The following is a 25,558-nucleotide window of genomic DNA, read 5'->3' on the forward strand; positions in this document are numbered from 1 at the left end:
GTCGCTATTCTTCTGTCAGATACCGCGACAGCGCAGCGACGGCCGCGTCCTCGTCGTCGATCTCTGCACGCGGGATCGCGTACGCCCGCGGGAACCAGCTCCCGTCTCGGATCACCAGTTCGTCGTCGGTGATCTCGTAACTCTCGAAGTCGCGCCACGGTCGGATCGACACACCCTGTTTCAGGCCGGCGTCCAGAACCACCAGTTCGGCGTCCTGCCGGGCGGCCAGCAGGGGAACCAGCCCCGCGAGCGTGGCGAACAGCCAGGTCGTGTCGAGGCCGTCGCCGAGTAACGCGGAGCCGACGAACAGTGCCAGCGCGACGATCCCGAGTGTGCGGCCGGCGAGTTGCCCACGCCTGCCGGGGCCGTCGGTGCTCGGGTCGGGCAGGACGACGCGCACGTCGCTCTCGGCTTCGACGCGGCGGGCGTACCGCCGTTCGGCGGCCTGCAGTATCCCAACCGCGCCGAGAAAGGCGACGGCGACGCCGACCATCCCGGGACCGAACACGTCACGGCCGGGACCCAGCAGCCCGTAGTGGACGGTCACCACCGGGGCCGTCAGGACGACCGGGGCGACGACCACGGGCACCTGAGCGGGCAGGGACTGGAACCGCTCGACACTGGCGGGCGTCGAGACGGCGCTGACGGCTCCGGTCACGGCCAGCGCGGTCGCGACCGCGACGCCGGCCGCGACGACGAGCGGGGCGGCCGTGGGACCGAGCAGGACGAGGAGTGTCCCGACGGTGCCGGCGACGTAGCCGCCGGCTCCGAGGGCGAACAGGGAGGGCTCGCGCACACCAGCCGATTCCGACGACCGCCACGAATGTTTTGTGATCCGGCGGGTCGACGGTCCCCGCGAACACGACCGTCGAGTTCTCGGCCCGGGGACAGGAGTTTACGCTCGGGACGGACCGGTCGTTCGGCCCGGGTGACGTGTCGTACCTCTCGCTCGAACCGGGCGGAGACGAGCCCACGGCGACGCTGACTCGGACGCCACCGGACCCGGACACGCGACTGGACGTCGGAGCTGACAGGCGTCAGGCGATAGTGCGGCTGTCGGGCTCGCCGGAGTTGGACGCACCCGTCACCGCGACGCTCAGGGTCGGATCGGATACGTTCGAGTCAGGCGGGAAGTGACGGGATCACCAGCGAGCCGAACCACGGGACCACCGGGGTGGATCAGGCTCCACCGCCCGCCGTGTCGTCGACCCAGCCCGGCCGCTCGACGGTCGTCGCACCGACAGCGACGAACCGGACGCGGCGAACCACACGGACCGGTCCCGAGACACTGCTCGCGCCGGCGTCGTACGCGTAGCTGTAGCGTCGGACGTACCCCTGGCCGTCGACGACGGCCGTCAGCGACGCGTTCCGCGGCGGGCCGACGAACGACGGTGTCGGTGCGACTGCCGGATCGACGAGCCGAACCGCGGTCAGCCGGACCGGCCCGTCCCCGAGGGTGCGATTCGGGCGCAACTCGAACGCGCCGAAGATGCGGGCGACGCCCCGGTGGCTCGTCGGGTCGCGGAGCGGCCCCGGTGGCTCGGTGGGGAACCGGTCGACCCGGGCGTCCGCGCCGGTCCCGATTCGCTGGATGACGGCCGTCCCGTCGTACCAGTAGGTCAACACCGGGGCGAGCGATGACGTGGGGAAGCCGTTCGTTCGCTGGACGCGCCGGAACAGGTACCGGTCGGCGCCCGCGGCGACTTTCCGGTCCCGGGTCGCGTTCCGCAGGACGGTCCCGTTGCTCGTGACGACCTCGCTGACCCGGACGGTGTAGCTGGTCGATCCGAGAACGGCGTCGTGGTTCGCGGCCAGCGTCGACGCGTCGACGCCGTCGGCCGTGATCCCCGCAGGGACGGACGCGTTCCCCAGTTCGACGGGTTCGGGCGTCGCCCGGTCGTCGAGGAGTCCGCCACACCCAGCCAGGGCGACGAGGAGACACACAGCGGCCACGGCGCGGGAGCGTCGCATTCGTGGCAGTACAGGGACCGGACCCACCTAACGGTTCGCCTCGCGGACGGGACGGCAGATTCTTCCCCGAACGGGCCCCATTGACGACCATGTACGCGGTGGTCGGGTGCAGCGACTGTGACGCGCTCCGGGTCGTCGAGGGCCGCCCGGAGCGGTCGGAGTGCCCCCGCTGTGGGACGAGTCGCAAGTTCTCGAAACTCAAGCAGTTCGTCACGACCGAGGACCCGGACCACGCGCGTGAGGTCCGGGCGGCGATGCTGGCCAAGCGTCAGGGGCACGAGGACGCCTTCGCCGACCTGGATTCCTTCGCCGAGATGGACCGCTACCTCGACGAGGCCGGCGTGGACGAGGCGGAGTATCTGGAGCAGTCGGGCGTCGACACCGCGGCGGTCGGTGCCGCCGCCGACCGCGCCGAGCAGGGGGCGGGCGGCGGACAGAGCCGCAAGGGGACGGTGCTCGAAGCGCTCCGCGAGCAGGACGCGCCGACCGAAGCGAGCGTCGTCGACTACGCCACCGAGCGCGGCGTCCCGGCCGAGTACGTCCGGGACGCCCTCGACAGACTCGTCCGCCGGGGCGAAGTGACCGAGAGCGGCGGCACCTATAGACTGTTATGAGCTTCCGCGACCGTGACATCGACTACGGGTCTGCCGCCGTCGGCACGCTCGTGGGACTGGCGGGCCTGCTCTTTCTTGCCGAACCGGTGGTCGATCCGCTCGCGCTCGGCGGCCTCCGGGTCAGACCCGTCGCGCTCTCGACGGTCGTCCTCGCGCTTGGCTTCGGACTGGGCGGCGTGGTCTACCTCCGACGCGGACAGCGACTCATCGGGACGGCCCACGCCGTCGGCGCGGTCGGCTGGGGGCTGCTCGCGCTCGCACCCGCGGTGGGGAGCGAGACGGCGCTCGTCCTCGGCCTGGCCGTGGTCGTCGGCGGTGCCGTCGCGCTGGTCGTGCAGGTCTCCCGGAACCGCGACGCCAGGTGACGGCGACCCGAGGTGTCCGCCCGCCGACTGTGGACTTTAACATGCGACACCGTGACACACACACCTATGGCCGACCAGCGACCGGAGTCCGCCGACGTGCTCGTGCTGGCGTCGGGGACCGCCATCGCGCTCGGGGCGCTCGTCGTGGTGGCGGCCGGCAGCGCCACCCAACCGACGGTCGGTTCCGTCGGCCTCCACCGACTCGGGCAGGTGCTGTTCGTCGCCGGGTTCGCGCTCGGGAGCGGGTACCACCACGTCCTCGGCCACGAGGTCCAGGCCGTGGGCTTCGCCTGTCTGTCGGTGGCCTGGGCGCTGTTGTTCGTCGACTGGCTGCTGGTGCCGCTACTGGACGGCGTCTTCTTCGCCCTCCTGATCGGCGTGCTGGCGCTGGGCGGAGCGCTGGTCGTTCTCGGCATCATCGGGGACGCGCGCCGCCTCGACGAGATCGGTCCGACCGGCCGCGTTCCGGGCCGGTAGTCAGCGCCCCAGTTCCTCGTGGGCGCTGGAGAGGTGCCGGGAGGCCAGCGCCGCGAGCAGGGAGAGTTCGCCGGCCAGCGCGGCGGTCGCGATCACCTCCGCGAGCGCGTCGGCGTTGCTCCCCGCCGGGTCGCCGCCGCCGGTGACGCCGACCACTTCCAGCGCCTCGGCCTGCGTGGCGAGGCCGGTCCCGCCGCCGACGGTGCCGACTTCCAGCGAGGCGATGGTGAGGCTGGCGTAGAGGCCGTCCTCGCGTTCCTCGACCGTGGTGATGGCGTTCGAGCCCTCGACCACCTGGGCGATGTCCTGTCCCAGCGCGAGGAACGCGGCGGCGACGGTGTTGGCGGCGTGGGCGTTGAACCCCAGACTGCCCGCCTTGGCGCTGCCCACGAGGTTCTTGCGGGTGTTTGCCTCCGCGATGGCGTCGGCCGTCGTCTTGAACCGCTCTTCGACCAGGTCGTGGGGAATGAACACGTCGGCGGCGACCGTTCGACCCCGCCCCTCGACGGCGTTGATCGCGGCCGGTTTCTTGTCCGTACAGAGGTTCCCCGACAGCGCCACGAGTGAGGCGGGCGTCTCCGCCTCGACGACGCCACAGGCTTCCTCGGTGGCGATCGTGGCCATATTCATCCCCATCGCGTCTTTGGTGTCGTAAGTGAAGCGCAGGAACACGGAGTCCCCGACGACGTAGGGCGTCACGTCGGTCAACTCGCCGTGGCTAGTAGTCGACTCGGCCGCGGCGGCGAGGGCGTCGGTGTTCTCGCGGACCCAGGCGGCGACCGTCGCGGCCTCGCCCACGTCCTCGACGGTGAACACGGGCGCGCGGGTCATGCCGTTCTTGAGGACGCGCGCGGTCGCGCCGCCGGCCGCGCGGATGGCCGAACAGCCGCGGTTGACGCTGGCGATCAGCGCACCCTCGGTCGTCGCCAGCGGGAGGTAGCGCTCGCCGTCCACGGCCCCGCCGTCGATCTCGACGGGCCCGACGACGCCGACGGGGACCTGCGTCCCGCCGATCATGTTCTCGATGTTGGGTTCGGCGGTCGCGGCGTCGAAGGCGTACTCGCCGACGGTGTCGAGGTCGGTGTCGGTCTCGCCCTCGACGAACAGCCGGCGTGCGGTGGCGGCCGTCTCGGGGTCGGCGTGGTCGTCCAGTTCGTGGAGCCGAAGCTCGCCCTCGCGGACGCGACGGGCCAGGTCGGACGGATCGGTCATACCCGACGGTGTGGCGGGTACGTCCTAAGCGTTTCCGAAGGACGACCTGTGAGTACGTTTCACTCTCCAAAAATTTTTGAGCCCGGTCCACGACGGTCCGACAAATGACCGACACGTCACTCAAACAGAGTCGGTCGATCCTGGAGCTATCCCCCAGCGAGCGGGCCGCGGACGGGATCGACCCGACGGCCGTTGAGGACGCCCTGATCGAGGTGATCCGCTACGGCGAGGGCGACCAGAAGGTGTTCGAGGACCGGACCTTCCCGCGACTCGAACTCGACTATCTGGACGTGGGCCGGGAGAACAACCACCCGGTCGAGTTCCACGGCTGCACCTTCGAGGACGGGATCAGCGTCGAACACGCCGACGTGATGGTCCCGCTCATCTTCGAGGACTGCGAGATCGGTGCCCTCGAAATCGAGGACGCCCGCTTCGAGTACGACGTGGAAGTGACCGACTCGACGATCACCGGGCCGGTGGCCGCCGAGGAGTCACGGTTCGATCGGGACTGTGAGTTCGCCGACACCGTCTTCGAGGCCGAGACACGCCTGGAAGAGATCACCTGCGGCGACGACACCTGCTTCGACGGTGCGCTGTTCGAGGACTTCGTCTCCTTCCGGGGCGGGAGTTTCGCCGGCCGCTCGAACGCGATGGACGACAACGCGAGTTTCGCCGACGTGACCTTCGCGGACGAGGCCGTCTTCGAGCAGGTTCAGCTCCGGGCCAGCACGTTCGACGGCGCGACCTTCGAGGGACCGGCGCAGTTCCGCGAACTGCGTGTCGACGGCGACGTTCGGTTCACCGACACTACCTTCGAGGCCGAGGCCAACTTCGCCGAGGCGCGGTTCACGGAGGACGCGACCTTCGCCGGTGCAACCTTTTCAGCCGACGCCGACTTCCAGGGCGCGGTGTTCGAGGGCGGCGCACGGTCGCTGGAAGACGACGTGTCCTTCGCGGACGCGACCTTCGCCGGTCTGACGCAGTTCGGAGAGGCCGAGTTCCGCTACGCCAACTTCGAGGCCGCCACCTTCCGGAGCGAGGCCGTCTTCGAGGAGGCGTGGTTCATGGCCGACGCCGACTTCGTGGGCGCGACCTTCGACGGGCAGGCCGACTTCGACGAAGCCCGCTTCGTCGAGGACGCCGACTTCTCGGAGACGACCTTCCGGGGAAAGGCCGTCTTCCGCGGCGCGGAGTTCCGGGGCCACGCCAACCAACTCGAGGACAACGCAACGTTCGACAGTGCGACCTTCGTGGACGACGCCAACTTCTCCGGGACGGAGTTTACCTCGGCCAACTTCATGCGCGTCGAGTTCGCCGGCACCATCCAGTTCGCGGACGCGACGTTCACCGACCGCATCGACATGCTGGTGCTGGCCATCGACGACGACCCGTACGTGAACCTCACGGACGCGACGATCCGTGGCGGCACGATCTCCCAGCCCAAAGAGGGATGGGTCCGCTACGACCTCACGCGGGCTTCCATCGGCGACATCACCCTCCAGTCGGCCGACGAGAGCGGCGGGAGCCAGCGCCTGCTCGATTACTTCCGCTTCTGTAACACCGTCTTCAGCGAGTTCGACGGCAACGAGTTCGACTTCTCGACCCACACGGACTATCTCGACCGCAACGACTGGGTCCTCCACGAGTTCGACGACACGACCGACCGCAGTTACGCCGTCGAGATGACGCCCGAAGTGATCGAGACGACCTACCTCAACGCGAAAAACAGCGCCTCGGCGGCCGGCGACATGAAAGCCGCCGGCGAGTTCCGGGTGAAGCGCCAGCAGTACGCTCGGAAGAAACACCTCGCCATCGCGGCCGACGGCGCGAGCGACCTCGGCTCGCGGTTCAAAAACGGCGTCCGCGCCGCCGAGAACGCCTTCCTCGGCGTCACCTGTGGCCACGGCATGCGCATCTTCCGTATCTTCGCCGTGTTCGCCATCGTCCCCCTCCTCTTCGCGCCGGTCTACGCCTTCGGCGGTCCCGCCTTCGCCCTGGAGGGCGTCAGCCAGCCCGAATCCATCTCGGCCGCGTTCACGAGCCCGGGTGGACAGGCACAGCTCTTCGAGATTCTCTCCTTTAGCTACATCACCTTCCTCACGATCGGCTACGGGTTCAACGGGCCACAGGGGTGGGCCGCGCGCATCCTCGCGCCGTTCGAGGTGTACCTCTCGGTCATCCTCGGCGGCCTCGTGCTGTACGCGCTGATCAAGCGCTCGGAGATGTAGCCGTCCCCGAGAGGAGGCGTCTGATCGCGGTCACCACGTCCTCGAAGGCGTCGACGTCCATCGCGTCGGTCGTCAGGACGACACCCGCGTTTCCCTCGATGACGCGACAGACGAACCCGTCCTCGTGGAACCGGACGGTGAACTCGTAGGAACCGATCCCGGCCACCGGCTCGCTCGTCGAGATGGCGGTCCGCACGGGGCGTTCGGCGAACCCGAGTCGCTCGAATTCGACCAGCTGTTCTTTCGTCGGCCGGGCGGCTTCGGTCGACTCGTCGAGATCCTGCCGGACGTAGAGGATGTCGAACGCCGCCGGCGTGAAATAGACGACACTGCGGAGCGTGTCGCCGAGGGTCGTCCGGGACACGCTGACGATGCCATCGCCACGTTCGTCGTCGATGCCGGTGTTGGTGATACCCGCAGGCATGCACCACGTAGGCGCTCTATGGACTCAACGGTACCGGTGCCCTGGGGTAGTCGAAGGTGCGTCCGGGTGCACCGTCGAGTCCGGCTCGCAACCACGAACTTTCAAGCCCGCCGCCGTTCCAGTGTAAACGAATCCGCCCTGCTATGAGTTCTGCACCCGAGTCCGGCGAGTACGAGGCGACGGTTGGCGGCGAGCGCGAGAGCGTCGACGCCGGCACCGTCGAGAGCCTGGCCGTCACCGGCGAGCGCTGTGCCGTCGACGTGACCCCTGCGACCGACGCGTTCCGGCTCGCGCTGACCGGCGACCACAACTCCGTCCGCGTCCGTGGCAGCGACGAGACGGTCGTCCTCGAACTCACCGGCGACCGCAACTCGCTGGCCCTGGGCGAGGAGATGTCGCTCCGACGCGAGCGCGACGAGGGGGAGGCCAACTCCATCTCGCGGGAGTCGTTCGACACCGGAAGCGAACCCGACCTCGTGCAGACGACCCGCGACGAGGCGTACGCGGGGCTTGGCTGGTTCGGGTTCGATCTCGTCTCCTACCAGACCGAGATCGAGCGCGACCACTGCCAGTACTGCGGCCACGACGCCGAACGCGTGATCGAACGCCGCGAAGAGAAGGTCCTCTGTCTGTTCGGCCTCACGGTCACGGTCCAGACGGTCGCCAGTTCCGACGAGTGTTCCTTCTGCCGAGTGCCCGCGAACGGGAGCGTCGACCTCTCTGACCGGGAGCGCCGCGAGATCTACCGCTGATCGGTCCGCTGGAGGGCGGTCTCTGAGTACACCAGACAGCCGTGTTCGGGGTAGGTGTGGTAGGTCTCGTAGCTGTCGCCGTCGACCGCGATGGCGGTGTAGGCCTCGGGCGCGAACTCGTAGGCCAGCTCGAAGTCGCGTCCGGCGGGGTAGGTGTCGATGTCGCGGATCGAGACGCTGGTCTCTGCGGTCACCGACTCGCCGGCGTACCGGAGTCGCCGGTCGTCGCCGTCGGGCAAGGGGAGTTCGGCCACGGCGTCGTGGGAGAGGGACTGACAGGAGATGATCTCCCGGAAGTCGAGGTCGGGGGCGTAGACGTAGTGGGAGCTCCCGATGACGGCGATCTCGGCGGGCACGCCACGGAGGTCGACGGTGGTCTCGGCGAACACGGTCAGGCGGTCGCAGTCGGGGCTGTCGCTCCCGAAGCCGACGAACAGCCGATCCGTGTGGACCTCAGGGTCCGTAGTCGACGATGATGTCATAGTTCGGGTGGAAGACGCTGTTGGGTGCCACGCCGCGGAACGACGGGACCGGCCGCCACTCCCGGCCAGCGTAGCGGTCACGGTGGCGGTCGAGGTACGCGCCGCCCGAATCGAGGTCGAGGTCGGGCGCCGGCCCCGGCGAGAGGGCGTAGAACAGTTCGCCCTGTTCGGCCCGGCCGTCGCCGTTCGAGTCGCCGTAGGCGTGGTAGGGGAAGTACGAGTCGAAGCCGGCGGCTTCGACGGTCGTGAGGTACGCGCTCCGGTGTTGCGGGAAGCCGTACCGGGAGTAGGCCCAGGTCACCGCCAGCCCGTCGGTGGTGAGGTGCTGGCGAACCTGCCGATAGAACTCCGTCGAGTAGAGATGCAGGAGGTCGTCACTGCGCGCGCCGGGCAGGTCCAGCAGGACGAGATCGTACTGGCGCTCGGTCTCCCGGAGGTAGGCGTAGCCGTCCTGGCGGTGGACGGTGAGGTTCTCGTACCGGTAGGCGTCGTCGTGGTACCGCTGGAAGAACGGGTGATCCTTGGTGTAGCGCTGGAACTCCCTGTCGGGGTCGACCATGTCGACGGTCGCACCGTGGTCGCGCAGGTAGTTGGCGGCGATCCAGTCGCCGCCGCCCAGCAGGAGGACGCGGTCGCCGGAGAGGTTCCGGTCGGCCAGCGGCTCGAAGGCCGCGGGCACGTCCACGAGACCGTGGTGGTATGATTCGACCCAGCTCTCACAGAGCTGGATCGCCGCGTCCAGCCGGAGACAGGTCTCTGGGCCGTCGGGGAAGGGGCTGGTCGCACCGGAACCGGTCCACTCGCGGTCGTAGAGGACGACGTCCTGGTACCGGGTCGTCTCGTGATCGGTGATCGAGACGGCCATGTTCCGGTCGGGGTACTCGTCTTCGATACCCTCTTCGAGGTACAGCGTCCGGAGTTCCGACTCGACGCGGTCGTCGACCGCCAGTGCGCCGGCGTAGGCCGTCGAGGCCACGACACAGACGACCAGCAACGCCCGGACGCCGCTCCCGAAGGTGACGCCCGACCCGACCGACGGATCGGCCGCCGGCCGGTCCCGGTACAGCAGGTAGACGGCGAAGGCGGCCGCCGCGTTCAGGAGGCCGAGGACGAACACCGCCGCGATCAGTCCCAACGAGGGGTACAGCACCAGCGCGTAGGTGACCGTCCCGACGAGGCTCCCGAGGTAGTCCATCCCGAGGATCGCAGAGAAGCTTCCCTCTTGGCCGGCTTCGTCGGCTTCCTCTGGGGTTTCACCGGCCTCGGAAATCCGAAACAGCAGGCCCAGCAGACCCCTCGCGAGTCGCCGGGAGCCACGGCCGAGCGAGCCGACGACCGCGACCGCGCCGAGGTCGGCGTCCCCTTCGGCGTCGGCGAGGTCGGTGAGGAAGGGAATCTCCAGGCCCGAGAGGATCCCCACGACGACGATCGGGAGGTGTGAGAGCCACAGGGCGACCGTCTCGGCGACGAGTTCGACGGTCTGAGAGCCCGGGACGGGGACGGAGTTGACGGCGACGATGAAGACCAGGCCGAGGGGGCCAGCCAGCGCGAGGTACACCTCCAGCCGGAAGAAGTTCGCCGGGTCGTCGTCGACGTAGCGGTAGGCGAAGGCACCGATGCCCAGCGAGAACAGGAACAGACCGATGGTGATCGAGTAGCGGACGACCGTGCCGCCGAAGATCACCGTCAACAGTTCCGAATAGACGAGTTCGTAGACGATGCTACAGAAGGCGACGACGAACGTGAGTCCGAAAACCGTGCTGCGTCTGGAGGGCGAGGTCACGAGGGCGTCAGTCCGACGTGTTCAGTCGGGGCTCGACTTTCCACTTCTCGTCGATCTCGTACTGGCCGCCACTCTCGACGACGTTCAGATCGACGGCCGACCAGCCCAGGTTGCGGTCGCCGTTCTCGGCCTGGAGGTTGGCACCGACACGGTACCAGCCTTCCCTCAGGTCGCGCTCCCAGCGGACCGGCTCGCCCGCGTCGACGTTCTCCATCCGCGCGTCCCAGTTGCCCGGCGGTCCGGCACCCGGGAGGTCGTCTTCGTCGTCGCCGGGGCGGCCGACGCGGGCGAACGCGACGGCGGGGATGGCTACCCGGTACATCTCGATCTGACTCCGGTGGTTGTCACGCCAGTCGTCGTCGTCGTCCTCACCGTGCCAGATGGCACGTCCGTGCGCGCCGTGGGGCGCGCCCGCGTACGAACTGCCACTCCCGCGACCGACGGCACCGCGGCCCTTGGCCGCACGAGCGACTCCGACGGGCGCGAGCGACCCGACCGCATCCGCGGCCACGGCGTCGTTGCCGTCCGTGGCGGCGGCTTCGGCCTCGGGCTGGCTCTCTAGCGGCACGACCAGCGCGTTCGTGGAGACCTCAATCTCCTGGAACACGTCCGACCTACGCGGCGGCGGCAGCTCACTGGAGCCGAGCAGGCCACACCCGGACAGACTCGTCGCGCCGAGGACGCTTCCGGTCGCAGCGAGGAACTTGCGGCGGTCCATGCTTGTTTGTCATCATGCCAACCTATACTTTAATCCTACTGTTCGGACGAACGCCGAAACGGTCGTCTCACCGGAAGGCAGGCCCGGAGCGACCGTCGGTCCCTCCGTGGCGGTCCGGGCGGAACGGTCACCGACCCGAAACGGTTAGTCGGTGCGCACCGCCCACGGAGACGTGACCGAGGCCGCAGACCGAGTCTTCACGAACGGAACCGTTCGGACGCTGACCGGAGAGCGCGCCGGCGCCGTCGCGGTCCGGGACGGGACGGTCGTCCGCGTCGGGCGCGCGTCCGAAGTCGAGTTTCTGGTCGGCGTCGAGACCGACGTGGTTGACCTCGGCGGCCGGGTCCTCCTGCCGGGGTTCGTCGACGCCCACACCCACCTCCCGATGGTGGGGCGGTACGCGCGCCACGCCGACCTGCGGGACGCCGCCGATCCCGAGTGCTGTATCGCCCGACTGGCCGACGCCGCCGACGCCCGCGAGGCGTGGATCCTCGGCTTCGGCTACGACGAGAGCGCGTGGGACGGGCAGTATCTCACCCGGGAGGACCTGGACGCGGTCAGCGACGAGCGACCGGTCGCGGCGTTCCGCGAGGACCTGCACGTCGCCTCGCTCAACGGCGTCGCACTGGATCGGCTCGACCTCCCGGCCGATGACGTGCGAGCCGACGACGGCGAGCCGACCGGCGTGGTCGTCGAGGACGCGGTTCGGGCGGTGTTTTCGGCCGTCGAACCGGACCCGGCGGGGACCCGCGACCTCCTGCTGGCCGGACAGGAGCGCGCGCTCGAACTGGGGATCACCGGCGTCCACGACATGGTGGCCCGGCCGGCGGTCGCTCGCGCCTACCGCGACCTCGACCGGACCGGCGACCTCGACCTGCGGGTCAGGCTGAACTACCAGCGGGAACTGCTCGACGCGGTGGAGACGGCCGGACTCGCGACGGATCACGGGAGCGACCGCGTGCGAGTCGGGGCGATCAAGGCCTTCGCCGACGGGAGCATCGGCGGCCGGACGGCGAAGCTCGACGAGCCCTACGCGGACGCAGAGCCCGGCGACGAGGGAAGCGCGGACACGACCGGGCGGTGGGACACCGATCCCGAGGCGCTGGCGGCGTTCGCCGACCGGATCGACGGCCAGTTCCAGGGAGCCGTCCACGCCATCGGGGACGCGGCGATCGTCGCGGTCCTCGACGCGTTCGGAGGTCGCGACGCGGCCGCCCGACACCGCATCGAACACGCAGAACTGCTCACCGACGGCCTGGTCGAGCGGCTGGCCGACTCGGGACTCGTGGTGTCGGTCCAGCCGAACTTCCTGAAGTGGGCCCGCGAGGGCGGGCTCTACGAGTCGCGACTCGGGCGCGAGCGAGCGCGGGCCTGCGACCGGTTCCGTGACCTCCTGGACGCCGGCGCGACCCTCGCGTTCGGGAGCGACTGTATGCCGATAGACCCCCTGTTCGGCATCCAGCAGGCCGTCACCGCACCCGCCGAGGGCCAGCGACTCTCGGTGACCGAAGCGGTGCGGGCCTACACCGAGGGCGCGGCGTACGCCGGCTTCGACGAAGACCGACTGGGGAGGGTCGAGGTAGGCAAGCGGGCCGACTTCACGGTACTCTCGGCGTCGCCGTGGGACGCGGACGACGACGCCATCGCGGATATCGACGTGGCGATGACCGTCGTCGACGGCGAGATCTCCGCCGACGGCCGCTGAGCCGCTGTCCCGGCCGAACTGCGTCCCAGACCCCGGCAATATCTGCGTGAAATCCCACCGGTCCCGGACATTGAAGGCAAAATCTTTTCAATACCGCATACCGTACGACGTACAACACCAATCGGGTGGTCCACGTGCCGGAAATGGAAACAGCGCAGTTCGAGACGGACCTGAGTCTATTCAAGTACGACAACCTGGAACAGCTCCCGCCGGCCTACCGGGACCTCGACGAGGACGAGCGCACCGAGCGCATCGAGGCCGCACTGGCCGAACTGGGTGACGACGTCGTCATCCTGGGACACAACTACCAGCGCCGCGAGATCGTCGAACACGCCGACTTCGTGGGTGACTCCTACCAGCTGAGCAAGGAGGCGGCCAACGCCGACGCCGACTACGTGATCTTCGGCGGCGTGACGTTCATGGCCGAGTCCGCGGACATCATCACCGACGACGAGCAGTCGGTGATCCTCCCGAGCATGGAGGCGTCCTGTCCGATGGCCGGGATGGCCGAGGCCCTGCAGGTCGACGCCGCCTGGGCCGAGATCACCGCCGAGACCGACGACGACATCATCCCGATCACGTACATGAACAGCTACGCCGACCTGAAGGCCTTCTGTGCCGAGCAGGGCGGGCTGGTCTGTACCTCCTCGAACGCCCACAAGGCCTTCGAGTACGCCTTCGACAAGGGCGACAAGGTCCTGTTCCTCCCCGACAAGCACCTCGGTGAGAACACGGCCCACAGATTGGGGATGGAGGACGAGATCGTCGAGTGGGACCCCTGGGACCCCGAGGGCAAGGACGCCAGCGCCGCGGCCGAGAACGACATCATCCTCTGGGACGGCTACTGCCAGGTCCACGAGCGGTTCCGCGCGAGCCACATCGAGGACCTCCGGGAGGAGCGCCCGGACGCCAACGTCGTCGTTCACCCCGAGTGTCGCCGCGAGGTCGTCGAGGCCGCCGACGTCGTGGGTTCGACCTCCACGATCACCGAGACCGTCGAGAACGCCGACCCCGGTGACACCTGGGCCATCGGTACGGAGATCCACCTCGCCAAGCACCTCGACCGCTGGCACCCAGAGGTGGAGGTGCTCCCCCTCTGTGGCGACGCCTGCATGGACTGTAACGCCATGCGACAGATCGACCCGAACTACCTGACGTGGGTGCTCGAAGAGCTCGTCGAGGGGCGCGAGCGCAACGTCATCGAGGTCGCGCCCGAGGAGAAGGAACTCGCACAGGTCGCCCTCGACCGGATGCTCGAAATATGATCCATGACTGAACACGACGAAACCGACGTGCTCGTCGTCGGCTCCGGTATCGCCGGCCTCGCGAGCGCCCTCGCCGCGGCCCGCGAGGGCGCGGACGTGACCGTCGCGACGAAGGCCACTCGCCCCGAAGGGGCGTCCTCGTGGTGGGCTCAGGGCGGTATCGCCATCGCCCGCGACGATCCCGAACAGTTCAAGGCCGACATCGTAGAGGCCTCCAGTGACACGGCCGACCCCGAGGCCGTGGACGTGCTGGTCGAGAACGCCAACGCCGCCGTCCAGGACGTGTTGCTGGAGACGCTGGACGTGGAGTTCGACACGACGGGGATGGACGAGGACGGGGACGGCGAAGCCGACTTCGACTTCGGCCGCGAAGCCGCCCACTCCTCGAACCGCATCCTGCACGTCGACGCCTCGACGGGCAAGCACATCCACGTCCCCTTCCTGAACTACCTCGACGACCACGACGACGTGACGATTCGGGACGACACCGCCGCACTCGAACTGATCCGCCACGAGGGCCGGGTCCACGGCGCGGTCCTGGAGTCGGACGGGGATTTCGAGCCCACGTACGCGGGCGCGGTGGTCCTCGCCACCGGCGGCATCGGCGACCTCTATCCGCGGACGACCAACCCCGCCGGCTCGACGGGCGACGGCATCGCCATGGCCGCCCTCGCGGGTGCGGACGTGACCGACATGGAGTACGTCCAGTTCCATCCCACCGTCTGCGTGGCGAACGACAGTCCCTTCCTCGTCTCCGAGGCCGTCCGCGGCGAAGGCGCGGTCCTCCGGAACGGCGAGGGCGAGCGGTTCATGCCCGACTACCACGAGGACGCCGAACTCGCACCCCGCGACGTGGTGGCCCGGGCCGTGAAGACCGAACGCGACGCGACCGGTGAGGTCACCCTGGACGTGAGTCCGCTGGACTTCGCGGGCGAGTTCCCCGACCTCGTCGGGAAGTGCGAGGATCACGGCGTCGCCTACGAGGACGGCATCCCGGTCGCGCCGGCCGAACACTTCCTCTGTGGCGGAGTCGACGTGGACGAACACGGGCGGACGAGCCTCGACCGGCTCTACGCCGTCGGGGAGTGTGCCCGCACGGGCGTCCACGGCGCGAACCGGCTGGCCTCCACGTCCCTGCTGGAGGGGCTCGTCTGGGGCCTGCGCGCCGGCGAGGACGCCGCGGGGAAAGAGGTGGACGTGATCGAAGCGCCGGAACTGCTCGAACGCGACCCGGAGCTCCCCGAGCGGTTCGCCGGGGAGAAGTTCCACCGCCTCCGGCGCGTGATGGACGAGTACGTCGGGCTGGAGCGCGACCCCGACGATCTGGGCCGGGCGATGGCGGTCCTGCGCCGGCTGAAGGGTGAGGTCGACGCCTACACCCGCACCCGCACCTCGCGGTCGCTGTACGAACTCCGGTCGGCCAGCGTCACGGCGCTGTTGATCGCCCGGCAGGCCGCCGAGAACGAGGAGTCGGTCGGCTGTCACCACCTCGTCGACGAGGCGAGCGCGGACGGGGGCCGGGCACCCGAACCGCGGGCCGACGACTGATGCTCCCCGAGTCGACAGTCGAGGACTGGCTCCGGGAGGACCTGGGCCACCACGACGTGACCAACGAGGTTCCGGGGGAGACGACGGGCCGCCTCGTCGCCAAGGAGCCCGGAATCGTCGCCGGCCTGGACGCGGCCTGTGCCGTCTTCGAGTATCTGGACGTGCGTGCCGAGCGCGCCGCGGCGGCCGGCGACCGCGTCGAGAGCGGCGGGACGGTCCTCCGGGTCGCGGGCCCCGCACGCGAGGTGCTGCGCGGCGAGCGCGTCGCGGTCAACCTCGCGGGCCACGCCTCCGGCGTCGCGACGAAGACCCGCCGTGCGGTCGCGGCCGCCCGGGAAGTCGACGACGCGGTGACCATCGCGGCCACCCGCAAGACGACGCCGGGGCTGCGCGGGGTCGAGAAACGCGCGGTCGTCGCCGGCGGCGGCGACACCCACCGCCTGGACCTCTCGCACATGGTGATGGTCAAGGACAACCACGTCGCGGAGATGGGCCTGGAAGGAGCCGTCGACCACTTCCGCGAACGAGCCTCCTTCGCCACGAAGATCGAAGTCGAAGTCGAGCGGCCCGAGGACGCGCCGCTGGCGGCCGACGCCGGCGCGGACATCGTTCTGCTGGACAACATGACGCCCGACGAGACCGCGGAAGCGGTCGCCAAGCTCCGCGAGCACGACGACGACACGCTGGCGGAAGCGTCGGGCGGGATCACGGTCGAAGACGTGCCCGACTACGCGGCGACGGGCGTGGACGTGATCTCGATGGGGAGCCTGACCCACTCGGCGGACACGCTGGACTATTCGTTCCGGACGGGGTGACGGTCACCGGTCCCGGACCGGCCGAGGCCCCCCGAGGTCGGCGGCGAGCATGACCTCGTCGACCGGTTCGCCGTCGATCTCGAAGTGATCGGTCCGGACGGCCTCGATGCGCCAGCCGTTCTCCTGATGGAAGGAGACGGCCAGATCGTTCGTCTCGGGCAGGGAGTTGTACACGCGCCGACAGCCGTTGGCGCGAGCCCACTCCATCCCGCGCTGGAGGAGGTGGCTGCCGATACTGTACCGGCGGTACTCGACGAGGACGCCGACGGTGATCTCGGCTGTGTGGGCGAGTTTCGCCAGGCTCGGAATCTCCACCTGACACCAGCCGACGACCTCGTCCTCGACGGTTGCGACGAAGAACACGCGCGTCTCGCCGGCGTTGTTCCGGAAGAGCGCGTCCTCGTACTCGAGTTGTTCCGCGACGCTCTCTGCGACCAGGTGCTCCTGCTTGTCGGCGACCTGTCGGACGACGCCGAGCAATCCCGTCGCGTCGGCCTGACACGCCGGTCTGATCTCGTAGTTCAGACCCGCTGTCTCGTGTTCTTCGCTCTCGCCGCAGTCGAGCTGGACCCGGAGGTTGCCGTCGTCGGTCTCGCGGACGTACCCGTCCCGTTTCAGGATCGAGACGTGGTGTCGGAAGGTTTCGGGGTCGATACCGACGTGTTCGGCGGCCGCGCTGGTGTCGACGGTCCCGTGACGTTCGACGTACCGATAGATCGACATCCGGTCGTCGTCATCCAGATCGAAAGAGCCGAAGGGGCTCATCTCCCGACGGGTAGGGACTCCCCGTGTATACAACTTACTACCGACTGACAGGACTCGGCAGTCAGTGCGGACGTGACCGGCCAGGATCACGCAGGCGAGTTCACCAGGGAGGCCGTCGTACTCCCGGTGAGGTGACCCGCATGGACACGAGATTGCTCGCTGGCGCGGCGGCGCTGGTGGTAGGCGCCGTCGTCGTCGGGATCGAACTGCTCGGCCTGATCGAGAGTGCACCCGTCCTCCTGCTCCCGGCCGGCGTCCTCGCGCTGGCCGCGGGGACGCTACTCGTCGGCACGTCCGGGACGGTCCGCGGACAGGCGGCCTGACCGATCCGCTTCCGGTCGGTTAAGTGGCCCGGCCCGCTCTGGGCGGACATGGCCGACGAGACGAGTTCGCGGGGCTTCGGCGTGGTAGTGGTACGGACCGTCCTCGCCGTCACGGCCGGCGGGAGCCTCGGGGTCGTCGGGTACGTCGTGTTCCCCGATCCGCTCCCGGGACTGCTGGCGGGGTTGGCGACCGCCGCCGGGGTCTTCCTGCTGGTCCCCCTGCTGCTGGCGCCGGGGCAGGTGGCCCGCGACGCGAGCGCCCGCCGAACCGCCGGCGTCGATCCGATCCCGGCCGGCGTCGCCCTCACCGGGAGCGCGCCACTGCTGTTCCTCGGCATGTTTCTCTCCGGGTCGGTGGCGCTGGCCGTGGCCCTGGGGCTGCTGGGTGCCGTCTCCGGCTACCGGCTCTTCGCGGCGGCCGTCCCCGAGGAGATGCCCGACCCGGAGTGATCACTCCAGGAGCGACTCGCCGGTCATCGCGTCGGGCTGGTCGATACCCATCAGCGACAGCAGGGTCGGCGCCACGTCCGCGAGCGTGCCGCCCGCTCTGACCGTCCGGTCGCCGTCGGTGCCGTCGGAATCGAGGTAGACGAACGGGACGGGGTTGAGCGTGTGAGCGGTGTGGGGGTTCTCGACGGTGCCCATGTCGTCGGCGTTGCCGTGATCGGCGGTGACGAGCGCGTCGCCGCCCGCCGCGTGGATGGCCGCGACCAGCCGGCCGACCTGTTCGTCGACGGCTTCGACGGCTTCGACGGCGGCGTCGAAGTCGCCGGTGTGGCCCACCATGTCCGGGTTCGCGTAGTTGAGGACCAGCGCGTCCGGATCTTCGGATTCGATCGTCTCGACGGCGATGTCGGTCAGTTCGGGCGCGCTCATCTCTGGTTGCTGGTCGTAGGTCGGCACGGCCGGACTATCGACGATCTCACGTCTCTCACCCGGGAACTCGACCTCCCGGCCGCCGTTGAGGAAGTACGTGACGTGGGCGTACTTCTCGGTTTCTGCGATGCGCAACTGGGTGTGGCCGGTGTCGGCCAGCACTTCGCCCAGCACGTCCGCGGGCTGGTGAGGCGGATACGCGACCGGCAGGTCGAACGTCTCGTCGTACTCGGTCATCGTCACCAGTCGCGTCTCGGGCGGGTCGGTCTCGAAGTCCCAGACGGGATCGATGTCGGCCAGCATCCGGGTGAGCTGGCGGGCCCGATCCGAGCGGAAGTTGAAGAAGACGATCGAATCACCGCTCCGGAGGGCGGGGCGGCCCTCGATCAGCGTCGGCTCGACGAACTCGTCGGTGGTGTCGCGGTCGTAGGACTGCGTGACGGCGTCGACGGCAGTGTCGGCGGTGTACTCGGCCGTCCGGTTCACGATGGCGTCGTAGGCCTTCTCCGTCCGTTCCCAGTTCTGGTCGCGGTCCATCGCGTAGTACCGACCGGTGACGGTGGCGACGTGGCCGGTGCCCCGCTCGTCGGCGTGGTCCTGCAGGGCGGCGAGGAACTCCTGGCCGCCGGTGGGTGCGGTGTCCCGTCCGTCGGTGAACGCGTGGGTGACGGTTTCCGCCCCTCGGTCGGCGGCGATGTCGATCAGCGCGTGGAGGTGTGACTGAGCGGAGTGGACGCCACCGTCGCTGACCAGCCCCATGAAGTGGACGCGGCCGTCGTGGTCGCGGGCGTAGTCGAACGCCGAGTTCAGGGCCTCGTTGGCGCCGAGGTCGCCGTCGCGGATGTCGTCGGTGATCCGGGTCGTCTCCTGTTTGACGACGCGGCCGGCACCGATGTTGAGGTGGCCGACCTCGCTGTTGCCCATCTGTCCCTCCGGCAGTCCCACCCGGCGGCCGTGTGTCTCCAGGGTGCTCGACGCGCCCTGCTCGCGGAATCGGTCGACGTTCGGTGTGTCGGCGGCACGCACGGCGTCCCGGGCCGATTCGTCGGGGTTGAGTCCCCAGCCGTCGAGGATGACCAGACCCACGTTCATACGCGAGGCGTCGCCACGGTGCGGTAAAGAGTCGTCGGACCTGCCCCGCCGCGTCCGAGCCCCCGGCAGCAGTGTACGAGACCACCGACGTTATATAACAGGGCAGCCAGGGCTAACGCATGGAGACGACCATCGTGGACGAGCCCTTCGCGGAGAAGTTGGTGACGACCGCACGCACGGCCGCGGGCGACAGCCTCCGCTCGTTGACCTACTTCACGCGCTCGAACTTCGAGCAACTGTACCTCCGCGATGACCTCGAACGCGACGCCGACCTGGACAGCTTCATCGGCCACGAGTGGCGCGGCTTCAAAAACACGACCGACGCCTACCGCGGGACCGAACTCGGCGAGTACCGCTACACCATCCGCGTCTTCGAGAACGGCTTCCTGCTCCGCGTGACCAGCGACCGCGACGGTGTGTTCCTCACCACCGACGGCGCGACGATCCGGGACTTCAACTCCTACGTCACCGCGATCACGGAGGTCCTGGACGAGAAGACCGGCCGCGACGAGTGAGGCGACCCCGACGTCACTGATTCTCGTTTCCACCCTCTCGGACTGCCGTACTCGCCCGGTCGCTGCCGGCCGATTCCGCCTGCGTGCCCGATATCGTCTCTCCGGCCGCATCGGGCTCCGGCAACAGCCACCGTCTGACGGCCACGCCGACGGCCCCGCCCGCGAGGAATCCGGAGACCCCGACCGCTGTCTCGTAGAACAGTCCCCACTGCAGGAGAAACACAGCGAGCGAGACGAGACCGGCCAGTCCACCGACCGTCCCGAGCGCCCGTTTGGCGAGGTCGGAGAGTTGCTCGCCGAGTCGGCGGCTGTCGATCAGGTTCACGACCGCGAAGCCGAGGACGAGCCCGGGCGCGCTCGCCCAGACGTACTTCGGGGGGACCGGCCGTCCACCGTCGCTCGGTACGGGGTCGTCCGGGATGGCGAAGAAGTACGCCGCTCCAGCGTTGTCGTCCGTCCGGCTGTCGAAGGGCGCGCCGACCAGCGCGCGGTCGCCGTCGAGCGCCACGGCCCCGCCGAAACTGTCCACGACGTCGTGATCGACGCTCGGGAGGACCTGTGCCCGCCGCCAGCGGATCCCGCCGTTCGCGGCCGTGAACACGTACGCCTGACTGGCCATGGCGAATCGATCGGGGTCGATGCCGACGAGCGCACGGTCGCTGCCGACCGCTACCGAGCCCCCGAACCGGTGTCGGCGTTCGTCACGCGGCGGCGTGAACCGATCCACTCGCGCCCACTCGTCGGGTTCGGTCCGGTACTGGAACACGTGGGCCCGTCCGGGGCTCCCGGGTGTCGGGCCGGGGCTCCCGACGATGGCACGCGGCCAGGCGAGGTCCACGCGGCTCCCGAACCCGTCCACGTCGGCCGAGGGAGGTGTGAGCGTCGCCGACCGGACCCAGCCGTCGGCCCCGCCACGCAACCGGTAGACGTGACACCGGCCGGTACTGTCCGTCGTCGCGGGCGCGCCGCCGATTCGTGCCACGCCGGCCCCGACCAGTGCAACGGTTCGGTCCAGCGCGACCGCCGCTCCGAACGACACGGTCGGTTCGTTCGACGGCGGCGTGAGCGTCTCCAGCCGTCGCCACCGACCGTCCGGCTGACGGCCGAACGCGTGGACGGCACCCGGCCCGGCGGCCGACGGCCGCTGGGCCCCCGGTTCGCCCACGAACACCTGGATGTCGTCCAGCGCGACCGCCCACCCGAACCAGCTCTCGGGCGTCCTGGCGTCCGCGAGGAGTTTCTCGACCCGGACCTCCCGGTCACCGTCCCAGCCACCGACCGCCTCGAACACGTAGGCGGCACCCGCCGAGGGTGCCTGCTGCCCGTCGAACGGTGCGCCCACGACCGCTCGGGGCCCGTCCAGTGCGACCGCGGATCCGAACATGGCGACCGCCGACGCGTCCGGTGCCGTGAGTTTGCGGACCTGTCGCCACGCCTCGTCGTCGGCGTCGAACTCGAAGACGTATGCCGCGCCGGCCAACTCGCCGGCGTCGCTGTCGAAGGGAGCACCGATCAACGCCCGATTCCCGTCGAGCGCCACGGCCCCACCGAACAGGTCGCCGCGGTCGGACGCCGTTGCCGTCACGCGCTGTCGCTGGCGTAACTGGTGGCCAGTTCCCGATTCGGTGCGCCCCGGTTCGTTCGGTCGCCCGACCGCCACCGCACCCCCCTCCCGGTCCGGGAAGCCGACGCCGGTCGTGGCCCCGGTCAGACCGGCCGTCGAGAGAAACCGGCGGCGGCTCACCGGAGATGGAGAGTCCGCGACCGCCGAACCGCGCCGTGTGTGCGGTGGCGGCGCGGGCGGTCCGCCATCGTGCGCCATACCTAGAGGGACGGTACAGGGGCAGTTAAACGGGTGTCTGGTGTATCAGACGGTGTCCGACTGGCTCCGGAGCCCGAACGAAGTGGCAATCAGTTCCGTTCGAGTGGAGACGTTCTCCGTCCGGCTTGTCGAGCGAGCGGCGACGGGGGGGTCGGGTCCGTCGACCGACTGCGGCCCCGGACACTTTTGCCGTCCCCCTCCCTTCGACCGGGTAATGACGCTCGACCCGGTGCATTTCGACGGGATCGCTCGACTCGCCGGCCGCATCGAGAGCGGTGTCGACGCCAGCGACCACCGGGACCTCGCGGGCACCGTCTGGGCCGACTTCCTCGACCCGCTCTACCACGAGGGGACACCCATCCTCGAACCGCTCGGCGACCAGCGCTGTCGGCTCGTCGACGTCGAGGACGCCGCCCTCATGGAGTCCCCCTTCCCCACCCAGCACGGCCTCGACTCGGGGACTATCAATCCCACGACGTTCAAGAACGGCCTCGTCATCGACGTGGCCCAGGCTGCGATGGCCGCCGTCCCCTCCGACCTGGACCTCCACCGCGGGCGCACCATCGTCAGTACCGTCCACTCGAACGACGGCACCGTCGACGTGACCGAGGACGACTGGAGCCTCTTCGACGCCGGCTACGGCCGCGGCCGCATCCTCCAGGCCCCCCGCGTCGACCGGTTCGAGCAGACCGTCGTCCACGCGCTCGCCCTCTACCTCGCGGAGAGTACTCACGCCAAACTCAACGCGGACGTGGTCGAGGACCTCCTGATTCTGGACGGGCCGATCTACCCAACCGGCCTGCTGAAGTGGACCGATCAGGACCCCACGCTCGCGGAGTTGCTCGTCGAGGACGAACGCCCACGCGACGTGGTCCAGCACTACGTCGATCTCGTGGAGCGGTTCGTCCAGCGGGACGTGCCCCTCGTGGGCTTCGTCAAGAGCACGGCCTCGAAGGCGATCACCAGAACCGTGCGCCGCAAATCCGCCGCGCCGTGGGTCAACGACGCCGCCCTCTTCGAGCAGATCCTCCAGCGCACCGACGACGACGGCGAGACCGACACCGACGTGCTGACGTTCACCAACTGGTTCGTCTCGCGGGCCGGCGCGGACTGCCCGCTCTCCGTCGAGAGCGACCTCGACCTGGATCTGACCAAGGAACTCGGCCCCGAGGCCTACGAGGTCACGTTCTTCGTGGTCTACGACCCGCGCGAGGAACTTGTCTACCGGGTCGAAGCCCCCTACGCGTTCACGAGAGACGAGGCCCTGCGCGAGGAGTTGACCATGCAGATCGTCTCCGATGTGGCCGCCCGGACCGGCCCACCGCTGGCCGTCGAGAAGGCCGACGAACTGGCACGGATCAGCCGCCAGGAGAAAGCCGCCCTCCAGCGTCAGTTAGAGGAGACGTTTTCCAGTGACCGCCAGCGCGAGTACAACGACGTGCGCTGGGAGGGTGCGGAGTTCTAGTGGGTCTCGGCTTCGGTCTTGGTGACCTCGATCTCGACCGCGTCGGCGTCGACGCCGACGCGGGCGAACTGGGTGCGGACGTGTTCCTTGGCGGCCTCGATGGCGCGCTCGCGGGTCTCGAAGCCGTGGGGCATCGGCGTCTCGAAGGCGACGTTGAGCTCGCGGCCGTCGATGGTGGTCTCCTGCCCGCCGCTCTCGACCTCGTAGAACGAATCACAGACCCAGATGTAGGGAGCGTCCTCGTCGGGTGCGCCCTTGAACGACGGCGAGGGTTCGCCGCGCTCGTACAGCGTGCCGGTCAGGTCCGTCCCCCCGGCGGAGCCGCGAATGAGTAACATAGCCGCAAGTACGCGACCGGCGGGCAAAAAGCCCGCGTCGCCGGTGATCGGTGCGACCCCGTGGTGCAGGGTCGCGGGTCGGTGGGGAAACGCGTTTGACCCGTCGGTCCGATGGGACTGGTATGTCAGATCTGGGCGATTTCACCGATTTCGACGGCGGCGGGGACGAGGCGTCCGGCGGCGGCAACGAGGACGAGGCCACCGCCGACGAGACGCCCGACGCGGCCGAGAGGGCGAGCGAATCGTCGGCGAGCGACGACGTGGGCACCCCCGACGACGACGAGACGCCGGCGTTCGAGACGGTCGACGTGTCGCCCGCGGGGAACGACCGCGGCATCGGCGTCCTCTCGGCCTCGGAGGGGCTGACGATCAGCGAGGACCCCGACGACACGACGTTGCGGGCCTACGTCACCGTCGAGAACCGCTCGACCGTCCGGATCGGGAAGTACCTGCTCGTCCCCTACCCCGACGGTGAACGCCTCTTCTGCCGGATCACCGCCCTCGAATACGCCCAGGAGTTCCGCACCGACGACGCCACCGAGATCCACGCCCGCCGGGCGATGCGCTCCCGGGGGATCGACGAACAGGACTTCAAGTTCATGGCCACGCTGGAACCCGTGGCGGTCCTCTTCGAACAGGACGGCGAACTGAAACGGCGGATGACCGACCGCGTGCCCAAACCCGAGACGGTCGTGCGGCCCGCCACGGACAAGTCCGAGATCAAGACCGGACTGAAGATGCCCGAGGACGGCGTGTTCCTGGGTCACCTCGCCGTGGGCGGCGAGCGCGTCAAGACCGCCGCGGAGCCGCCAACCATCGACTACCGGCTGAAAGACGACTACGACGCCGGCGACCCCCTCGTCTTCCGGCACACCCTCGTCGCCGGCGGGACGGGGTCGGGGAAGACCCACGGCTCGAAGAACATCCTCAGACAGTACCTCAGCGAGGACCGGACCTACCCAGTCGAGTCCGGCGACGACCGCGAGGTCCAGGCCGCCGTCGTCCAGTTCGACCCCCAGGACGAGTACGCCCAGATGCACGACGACAACCCCGACCTGGACGAGGACGACCGCCGCCGCCTCGAACGGGAGGGCGTCGCCTACGGCGGCCACGACGACACCGTCGCGTTCGTCCCGAAAGTGGGCGGGGCGACCTACGCCGCCGACCACCACCGCGCCGAGCAGGTGGAGTTCACCATCCCCTTCTCGATGGTGCGGGGCAACCCCTGGCTCGTCTCCGGCGGCGGTCTCAACGACAACCAGTACTCGGCCCTGCGCTACCTCCTGCAGCGTTTCTTCGACAACTACGGGAACGACGGCCAGTACGAGCAGTTCGTCTCGTTCCTCGACGACCCCGCGCTGAAGGAGCAACTCGACGAGAACGGGCGCGTCCACGAGGCTACCTTCGACGCCGTGCGCCGCCGCGTCCGTGGGTTCGGCGACGTCTTCGATCAAGACGCCCGACCGATCACCGAACTGGTCACCGACTTCGTCCGTCCCGGCGGGCTGACGGTGGTGCCGACCTACCACGTCAACGACCGGCGGGCGACCGAGACGGTCGTGCTGGCGCTGTCGAGCCTGGTCGTCGACCAGAAACTCTCGAACGACCCGCGTTACGACCGGATCAAAGAGACGCCGCTCGTGGTCGGCATGGACGAGGCCCACAACTTCCTGACCGACGCCGACAGCGTGCAGGCCCGCAAGGTCATCGGGAAGTTCACCGAAGCCGCCAAACAGGGCCGCAAGGAGCGACTCGGGCTCTTCCTCATCACGCAGGACCCACAAGACATCGCCGAACCCGTGTTCAAACAGATCAACACCACCGTGGTCCTGAACCTGGGCGACGAGGACGCCATCTCGGCGGTGAACATCCCGTCGAATCTGGAGGCGAAGGTGCCCTACATGGAGAAAGGACAGATGGTCGTCTACTCGCCGGACAACTCCGAACCCGTCGAGTTGATCGGTCTGCCGGTCTGTGTGACCAAACACGGCCGGGACTGACCG

The 25,558-nt window shown here is 69.2% G+C and carries 25 protein-coding genes; 14 read left to right on the forward strand and 11 right to left on the reverse strand.

Annotated features, from left to right (window positions below):
* Positions 1 to 4: 4 nt before the first annotated feature.
* Together EAF64_RS04460 and EAF64_RS04465 are read right to left on the reverse strand one after the other, a co-directional pair.
* Entirely contained in the window at positions 5 to 796 is a 792-nt protein-coding gene (locus EAF64_RS04460; RefSeq protein WP_129067746.1) for a hypothetical protein, read from the reverse strand.
* Between the two features lie 383 nt (positions 797 to 1,179).
* Complete coding sequence (locus tag EAF64_RS04465) at positions 1,180 to 1,971, reverse strand: hypothetical protein (RefSeq protein WP_129067747.1); 792 nt, start codon at positions 1,969 to 1,971, stop codon at positions 1,180 to 1,182.
* Between the two features lie 89 nt (positions 1,972 to 2,060).
* Here EAF64_RS04465 and EAF64_RS04470 point away from each other — a divergent pair, with 89 nt between their 5' ends.
* From EAF64_RS04470 to EAF64_RS04480, 3 genes are all read left to right on the forward strand, one after another.
* Positions 2,061 to 2,585, forward strand: coding sequence for a DUF5817 domain-containing protein (locus EAF64_RS04470; RefSeq protein WP_129067748.1), 525 nt, complete (start codon positions 2,061 to 2,063; stop codon positions 2,583 to 2,585).
* The gene (locus EAF64_RS04475) at positions 2,582 to 2,950 is read left to right on the forward strand and encodes a hypothetical protein (protein WP_129067749.1); all 369 of its coding nucleotides are present in this window, start codon (positions 2,582 to 2,584) and stop codon (positions 2,948 to 2,950) included. Before EAF64_RS04470 ends, EAF64_RS04475 begins: the two co-directional genes overlap by 4 nt.
* Positions 2,951 to 3,016: 66 nt before the next feature.
* On the forward strand, positions 3,017 to 3,427 hold the full coding sequence (locus tag EAF64_RS04480) for a hypothetical protein (protein ID WP_129067750.1): 411 nt from the start codon (positions 3,017 to 3,019) through the stop codon (positions 3,425 to 3,427).
* Here the strand turns inward: EAF64_RS04480 and hmgA are convergent, their stop codons facing one another.
* Positions 3,428 to 4,639 (reverse strand): hydroxymethylglutaryl-CoA reductase (NADPH), encoded by a 1,212-nt coding sequence (hmgA, locus tag EAF64_RS04485; protein WP_129067751.1) that lies wholly within the window; start codon positions 4,637 to 4,639, stop codon positions 3,428 to 3,430.
* Positions 4,640 to 4,743: 104 nt separating this feature from the next.
* Here hmgA and EAF64_RS04490 point away from each other — a divergent pair, with 104 nt between their 5' ends.
* On the forward strand, positions 4,744 to 6,867 hold the full coding sequence (locus EAF64_RS04490) for a pentapeptide repeat-containing protein (RefSeq protein WP_129067752.1): 2,124 nt from the start codon (positions 4,744 to 4,746) through the stop codon (positions 6,865 to 6,867).
* Here EAF64_RS04490 and EAF64_RS04495 read toward each other — a convergent pair.
* Positions 6,848 to 7,291, reverse strand: coding sequence for a DUF7522 family protein (locus EAF64_RS04495; RefSeq protein WP_129067753.1), 444 nt, complete (start codon positions 7,289 to 7,291; stop codon positions 6,848 to 6,850). The genes EAF64_RS04490 and EAF64_RS04495 overlap by 20 nt on opposite strands.
* 143 nt (positions 7,292 to 7,434) lie before the next feature.
* Here EAF64_RS04495 and EAF64_RS04500 point away from each other — a divergent pair, with 143 nt between their 5' ends.
* Positions 7,435 to 8,043: a hypothetical protein gene (locus tag EAF64_RS04500; protein WP_129067754.1), complete on the forward strand. Its 609-nt coding sequence runs from the start codon at positions 7,435 to 7,437 to the stop codon at positions 8,041 to 8,043.
* Here EAF64_RS04500 and EAF64_RS04505 read toward each other — a convergent pair.
* The 3 genes from EAF64_RS04505 to EAF64_RS04515 are packed head-to-tail and all read right to left on the reverse strand — an operon-like array spanning position 8,034 to position 11,026.
* Positions 8,034 to 8,525 carry a DUF2617 family protein gene (locus EAF64_RS04505; RefSeq protein WP_129067755.1) on the reverse strand — a complete coding sequence of 164 codons (492 nt, stop codon included), beginning with the start codon at positions 8,523 to 8,525 and terminating at the stop codon, positions 8,034 to 8,036. The two genes, EAF64_RS04500 and EAF64_RS04505, sit on opposite strands and share 10 nt — an antisense overlap.
* Positions 8,497 to 10,308: a spermidine synthase gene (locus tag EAF64_RS04510; RefSeq protein WP_129067756.1), complete on the reverse strand. Its 1,812-nt coding sequence runs from the start codon at positions 10,306 to 10,308 to the stop codon at positions 8,497 to 8,499. Before EAF64_RS04510 ends, EAF64_RS04505 begins: the two co-directional genes overlap by 29 nt.
* 7 nt (positions 10,309 to 10,315) lie before the next feature.
* Positions 10,316 to 11,026 (reverse strand): hypothetical protein, encoded by a 711-nt coding sequence (locus EAF64_RS04515; protein WP_129067757.1) that lies wholly within the window; start codon positions 11,024 to 11,026, stop codon positions 10,316 to 10,318.
* A 172-nt stretch (positions 11,027 to 11,198) separates the two neighbouring features.
* On the opposite strand from EAF64_RS04515, the gene EAF64_RS04520 reads away from it, so the two are divergent.
* The 4 genes from EAF64_RS04520 (at position 11,199) to nadC (ending at position 16,359) form a co-directional block, all read left to right on the forward strand.
* Positions 11,199 to 12,731, forward strand: coding sequence for an amidohydrolase (locus EAF64_RS04520; protein ID WP_129067758.1), 1,533 nt, complete (start codon positions 11,199 to 11,201; stop codon positions 12,729 to 12,731).
* A 143-nt stretch (positions 12,732 to 12,874) separates the two neighbouring features.
* Complete coding sequence (nadA, locus tag EAF64_RS04525; protein WP_193767565.1) at positions 12,875 to 13,996, forward strand: quinolinate synthase NadA; 1,122 nt, start codon at positions 12,875 to 12,877, stop codon at positions 13,994 to 13,996.
* A 3-nt stretch (positions 13,997 to 13,999) separates the two neighbouring features.
* Positions 14,000 to 15,544 (forward strand): L-aspartate oxidase, encoded by a 1,545-nt coding sequence (locus tag EAF64_RS04530; RefSeq protein ID WP_129067760.1) that lies wholly within the window; start codon positions 14,000 to 14,002, stop codon positions 15,542 to 15,544.
* A complete protein-coding gene (gene nadC / locus EAF64_RS04535; RefSeq protein WP_129067761.1) occupies positions 15,544 to 16,359 on the forward strand; it encodes a carboxylating nicotinate-nucleotide diphosphorylase in 816 nt (271 codons plus the stop codon). Before EAF64_RS04530 ends, nadC begins: the two co-directional genes overlap by 1 nt.
* Positions 16,360 to 16,362: 3 nt before the next feature.
* On the opposite strand, the gene EAF64_RS04540 is transcribed toward nadC, so the two are convergent.
* The gene (locus EAF64_RS04540) at positions 16,363 to 17,124 is read right to left on the reverse strand and encodes a GNAT family N-acetyltransferase (RefSeq protein WP_129067762.1); all 762 of its coding nucleotides are present in this window, start codon (positions 17,122 to 17,124) and stop codon (positions 16,363 to 16,365) included.
* Positions 17,125 to 17,264: 140 nt separating this feature from the next.
* Between EAF64_RS04540 and EAF64_RS04545 the strand changes: the two genes are divergently transcribed.
* Together EAF64_RS04545 and EAF64_RS04550 are read left to right on the forward strand one after the other, a co-directional pair.
* On the forward strand, positions 17,265 to 17,447 hold the full coding sequence (locus EAF64_RS04545; RefSeq protein ID WP_129067763.1) for a hypothetical protein: 183 nt from the start codon (positions 17,265 to 17,267) through the stop codon (positions 17,445 to 17,447).
* 48 nt (positions 17,448 to 17,495) lie between these two features.
* The gene (locus tag EAF64_RS04550) at positions 17,496 to 17,897 is read left to right on the forward strand and encodes a hypothetical protein (RefSeq protein WP_129067764.1); all 402 of its coding nucleotides are present in this window, start codon (positions 17,496 to 17,498) and stop codon (positions 17,895 to 17,897) included.
* On the opposite strand, the gene gpmI is transcribed toward EAF64_RS04550, so the two are convergent.
* Positions 17,898 to 19,415 carry a 2,3-bisphosphoglycerate-independent phosphoglycerate mutase gene (gene gpmI, locus EAF64_RS04555; RefSeq protein ID WP_129067765.1) on the reverse strand — a complete coding sequence of 506 codons (1,518 nt, stop codon included), beginning with the start codon at positions 19,413 to 19,415 and terminating at the stop codon, positions 17,898 to 17,900.
* A gap of 119 nt (positions 19,416 to 19,534) precedes the next feature.
* Here gpmI and EAF64_RS04560 point away from each other — a divergent pair, with 119 nt between their 5' ends.
* On the forward strand, positions 19,535 to 19,930 hold the full coding sequence (locus tag EAF64_RS04560; protein WP_129067766.1) for a DUF7522 family protein: 396 nt from the start codon (positions 19,535 to 19,537) through the stop codon (positions 19,928 to 19,930).
* 13 nt (positions 19,931 to 19,943) lie between these two features.
* Here EAF64_RS04560 and EAF64_RS04565 read toward each other — a convergent pair whose 3' ends face one another.
* Positions 19,944 to 21,752, reverse strand: a complete 1,809-nt coding sequence (locus tag EAF64_RS04565; RefSeq protein WP_129067767.1) for an FG-GAP repeat protein — start codon at positions 21,750 to 21,752, stop codon at positions 19,944 to 19,946.
* Between the two features lie 214 nt (positions 21,753 to 21,966).
* Between EAF64_RS04565 and EAF64_RS04570 the strand changes: the two genes are divergently transcribed.
* Positions 21,967 to 23,217 (forward strand): DNA double-strand break repair nuclease NurA, encoded by a 1,251-nt coding sequence (locus EAF64_RS04570; RefSeq protein WP_129067768.1) that lies wholly within the window; start codon positions 21,967 to 21,969, stop codon positions 23,215 to 23,217.
* Here the strand turns inward: EAF64_RS04570 and EAF64_RS04575 are convergent.
* The gene (locus EAF64_RS04575) at positions 23,214 to 23,555 is read right to left on the reverse strand and encodes a DUF7113 family protein (protein ID WP_129067769.1); all 342 of its coding nucleotides are present in this window, start codon (positions 23,553 to 23,555) and stop codon (positions 23,214 to 23,216) included. The genes EAF64_RS04570 and EAF64_RS04575 overlap by 4 nt on opposite strands.
* A 122-nt stretch (positions 23,556 to 23,677) precedes the next feature.
* On the opposite strand from EAF64_RS04575, the gene EAF64_RS04580 reads away from it, so the two are divergent.
* Positions 23,678 to 25,555, forward strand: coding sequence for an ATP-binding protein (locus tag EAF64_RS04580; RefSeq protein WP_129067770.1), 1,878 nt, complete (start codon positions 23,678 to 23,680; stop codon positions 25,553 to 25,555).
* Positions 25,556 to 25,558 lie beyond the last annotated feature (3 nt).

Source organism: Halorientalis pallida (assembly GCF_004118325.1).
GTDB classification, from domain to species: domain Archaea; phylum Halobacteriota; class Halobacteria; order Halobacteriales; family Haloarculaceae; genus Halorientalis; species Halorientalis pallida.

What these genes read in the sequence shown, in the direction of transcription:
- EAF64_RS04495 (WP_129067753.1), bottom strand. Translation starts at nt 7,291, where the DNA reads ATGCCTGCGGGTATCACCAACACCGGCATCGACGACGAACGTGGCGAT.
- EAF64_RS04570 (WP_129067768.1), top strand. Translation starts at nt 21,967, where the DNA reads ATGACGCTCGACCCGGTGCATTTCGACGGGATCGCTCGACTCGCCGGC.
- EAF64_RS04580 (WP_129067770.1), top strand. Translation starts at nt 23,678, where the DNA reads ATGTCAGATCTGGGCGATTTCACCGATTTCGACGGCGGCGGGGACGAG.
- EAF64_RS04470 (WP_129067748.1), top strand. Translation starts at nt 2,061, where the DNA reads ATGTACGCGGTGGTCGGGTGCAGCGACTGTGACGCGCTCCGGGTCGTC.
- EAF64_RS04500 (WP_129067754.1), top strand. Translation starts at nt 7,435, where the DNA reads ATGAGTTCTGCACCCGAGTCCGGCGAGTACGAGGCGACGGTTGGCGGC.
- EAF64_RS04565 (WP_129067767.1), bottom strand. Translation starts at nt 21,752, where the DNA reads ATGGCGCACGATGGCGGACCGCCCGCGCCGCCACCGCACACACGGCGC.
- hmgA (WP_129067751.1), bottom strand. Translation starts at nt 4,639, where the DNA reads ATGACCGATCCGTCCGACCTGGCCCGTCGCGTCCGCGAGGGCGAGCTT.
- EAF64_RS04560 (WP_129067766.1), top strand. Translation starts at nt 19,535, where the DNA reads ATGGAGACGACCATCGTGGACGAGCCCTTCGCGGAGAAGTTGGTGACG.
- EAF64_RS04475 (WP_129067749.1), top strand. Translation starts at nt 2,582, where the DNA reads ATGAGCTTCCGCGACCGTGACATCGACTACGGGTCTGCCGCCGTCGGC.
- EAF64_RS04575 (WP_129067769.1), bottom strand. Translation starts at nt 23,555, where the DNA reads ATGTTACTCATTCGCGGCTCCGCCGGGGGGACGGACCTGACCGGCACG.
- nadA (WP_193767565.1), top strand. Translation starts at nt 12,875, where the DNA reads ATGGAAACAGCGCAGTTCGAGACGGACCTGAGTCTATTCAAGTACGAC.
- EAF64_RS04465 (WP_129067747.1), bottom strand. Translation starts at nt 1,971, where the DNA reads ATGCGACGCTCCCGCGCCGTGGCCGCTGTGTGTCTCCTCGTCGCCCTG.
- EAF64_RS04550 (WP_129067764.1), top strand. Translation starts at nt 17,496, where the DNA reads ATGGCCGACGAGACGAGTTCGCGGGGCTTCGGCGTGGTAGTGGTACGG.
- EAF64_RS04480 (WP_129067750.1), top strand. Translation starts at nt 3,017, where the DNA reads ATGGCCGACCAGCGACCGGAGTCCGCCGACGTGCTCGTGCTGGCGTCG.
- EAF64_RS04545 (WP_129067763.1), top strand. Translation starts at nt 17,265, where the DNA reads ATGGACACGAGATTGCTCGCTGGCGCGGCGGCGCTGGTGGTAGGCGCC.
- gpmI (WP_129067765.1), bottom strand. Translation starts at nt 19,415, where the DNA reads ATGAACGTGGGTCTGGTCATCCTCGACGGCTGGGGACTCAACCCCGAC.
- EAF64_RS04515 (WP_129067757.1), bottom strand. Translation starts at nt 11,026, where the DNA reads ATGGACCGCCGCAAGTTCCTCGCTGCGACCGGAAGCGTCCTCGGCGCG.
- EAF64_RS04490 (WP_129067752.1), top strand. Translation starts at nt 4,744, where the DNA reads ATGACCGACACGTCACTCAAACAGAGTCGGTCGATCCTGGAGCTATCC.
- EAF64_RS04530 (WP_129067760.1), top strand. Translation starts at nt 14,000, where the DNA reads ATGACTGAACACGACGAAACCGACGTGCTCGTCGTCGGCTCCGGTATC.
- EAF64_RS04540 (WP_129067762.1), bottom strand. Translation starts at nt 17,124, where the DNA reads ATGAGCCCCTTCGGCTCTTTCGATCTGGATGACGACGACCGGATGTCG.
- EAF64_RS04505 (WP_129067755.1), bottom strand. Translation starts at nt 8,525, where the DNA reads ATGACATCATCGTCGACTACGGACCCTGAGGTCCACACGGATCGGCTG.
- nadC (WP_129067761.1), top strand. Translation starts at nt 15,544, where the DNA reads ATGCTCCCCGAGTCGACAGTCGAGGACTGGCTCCGGGAGGACCTGGGC.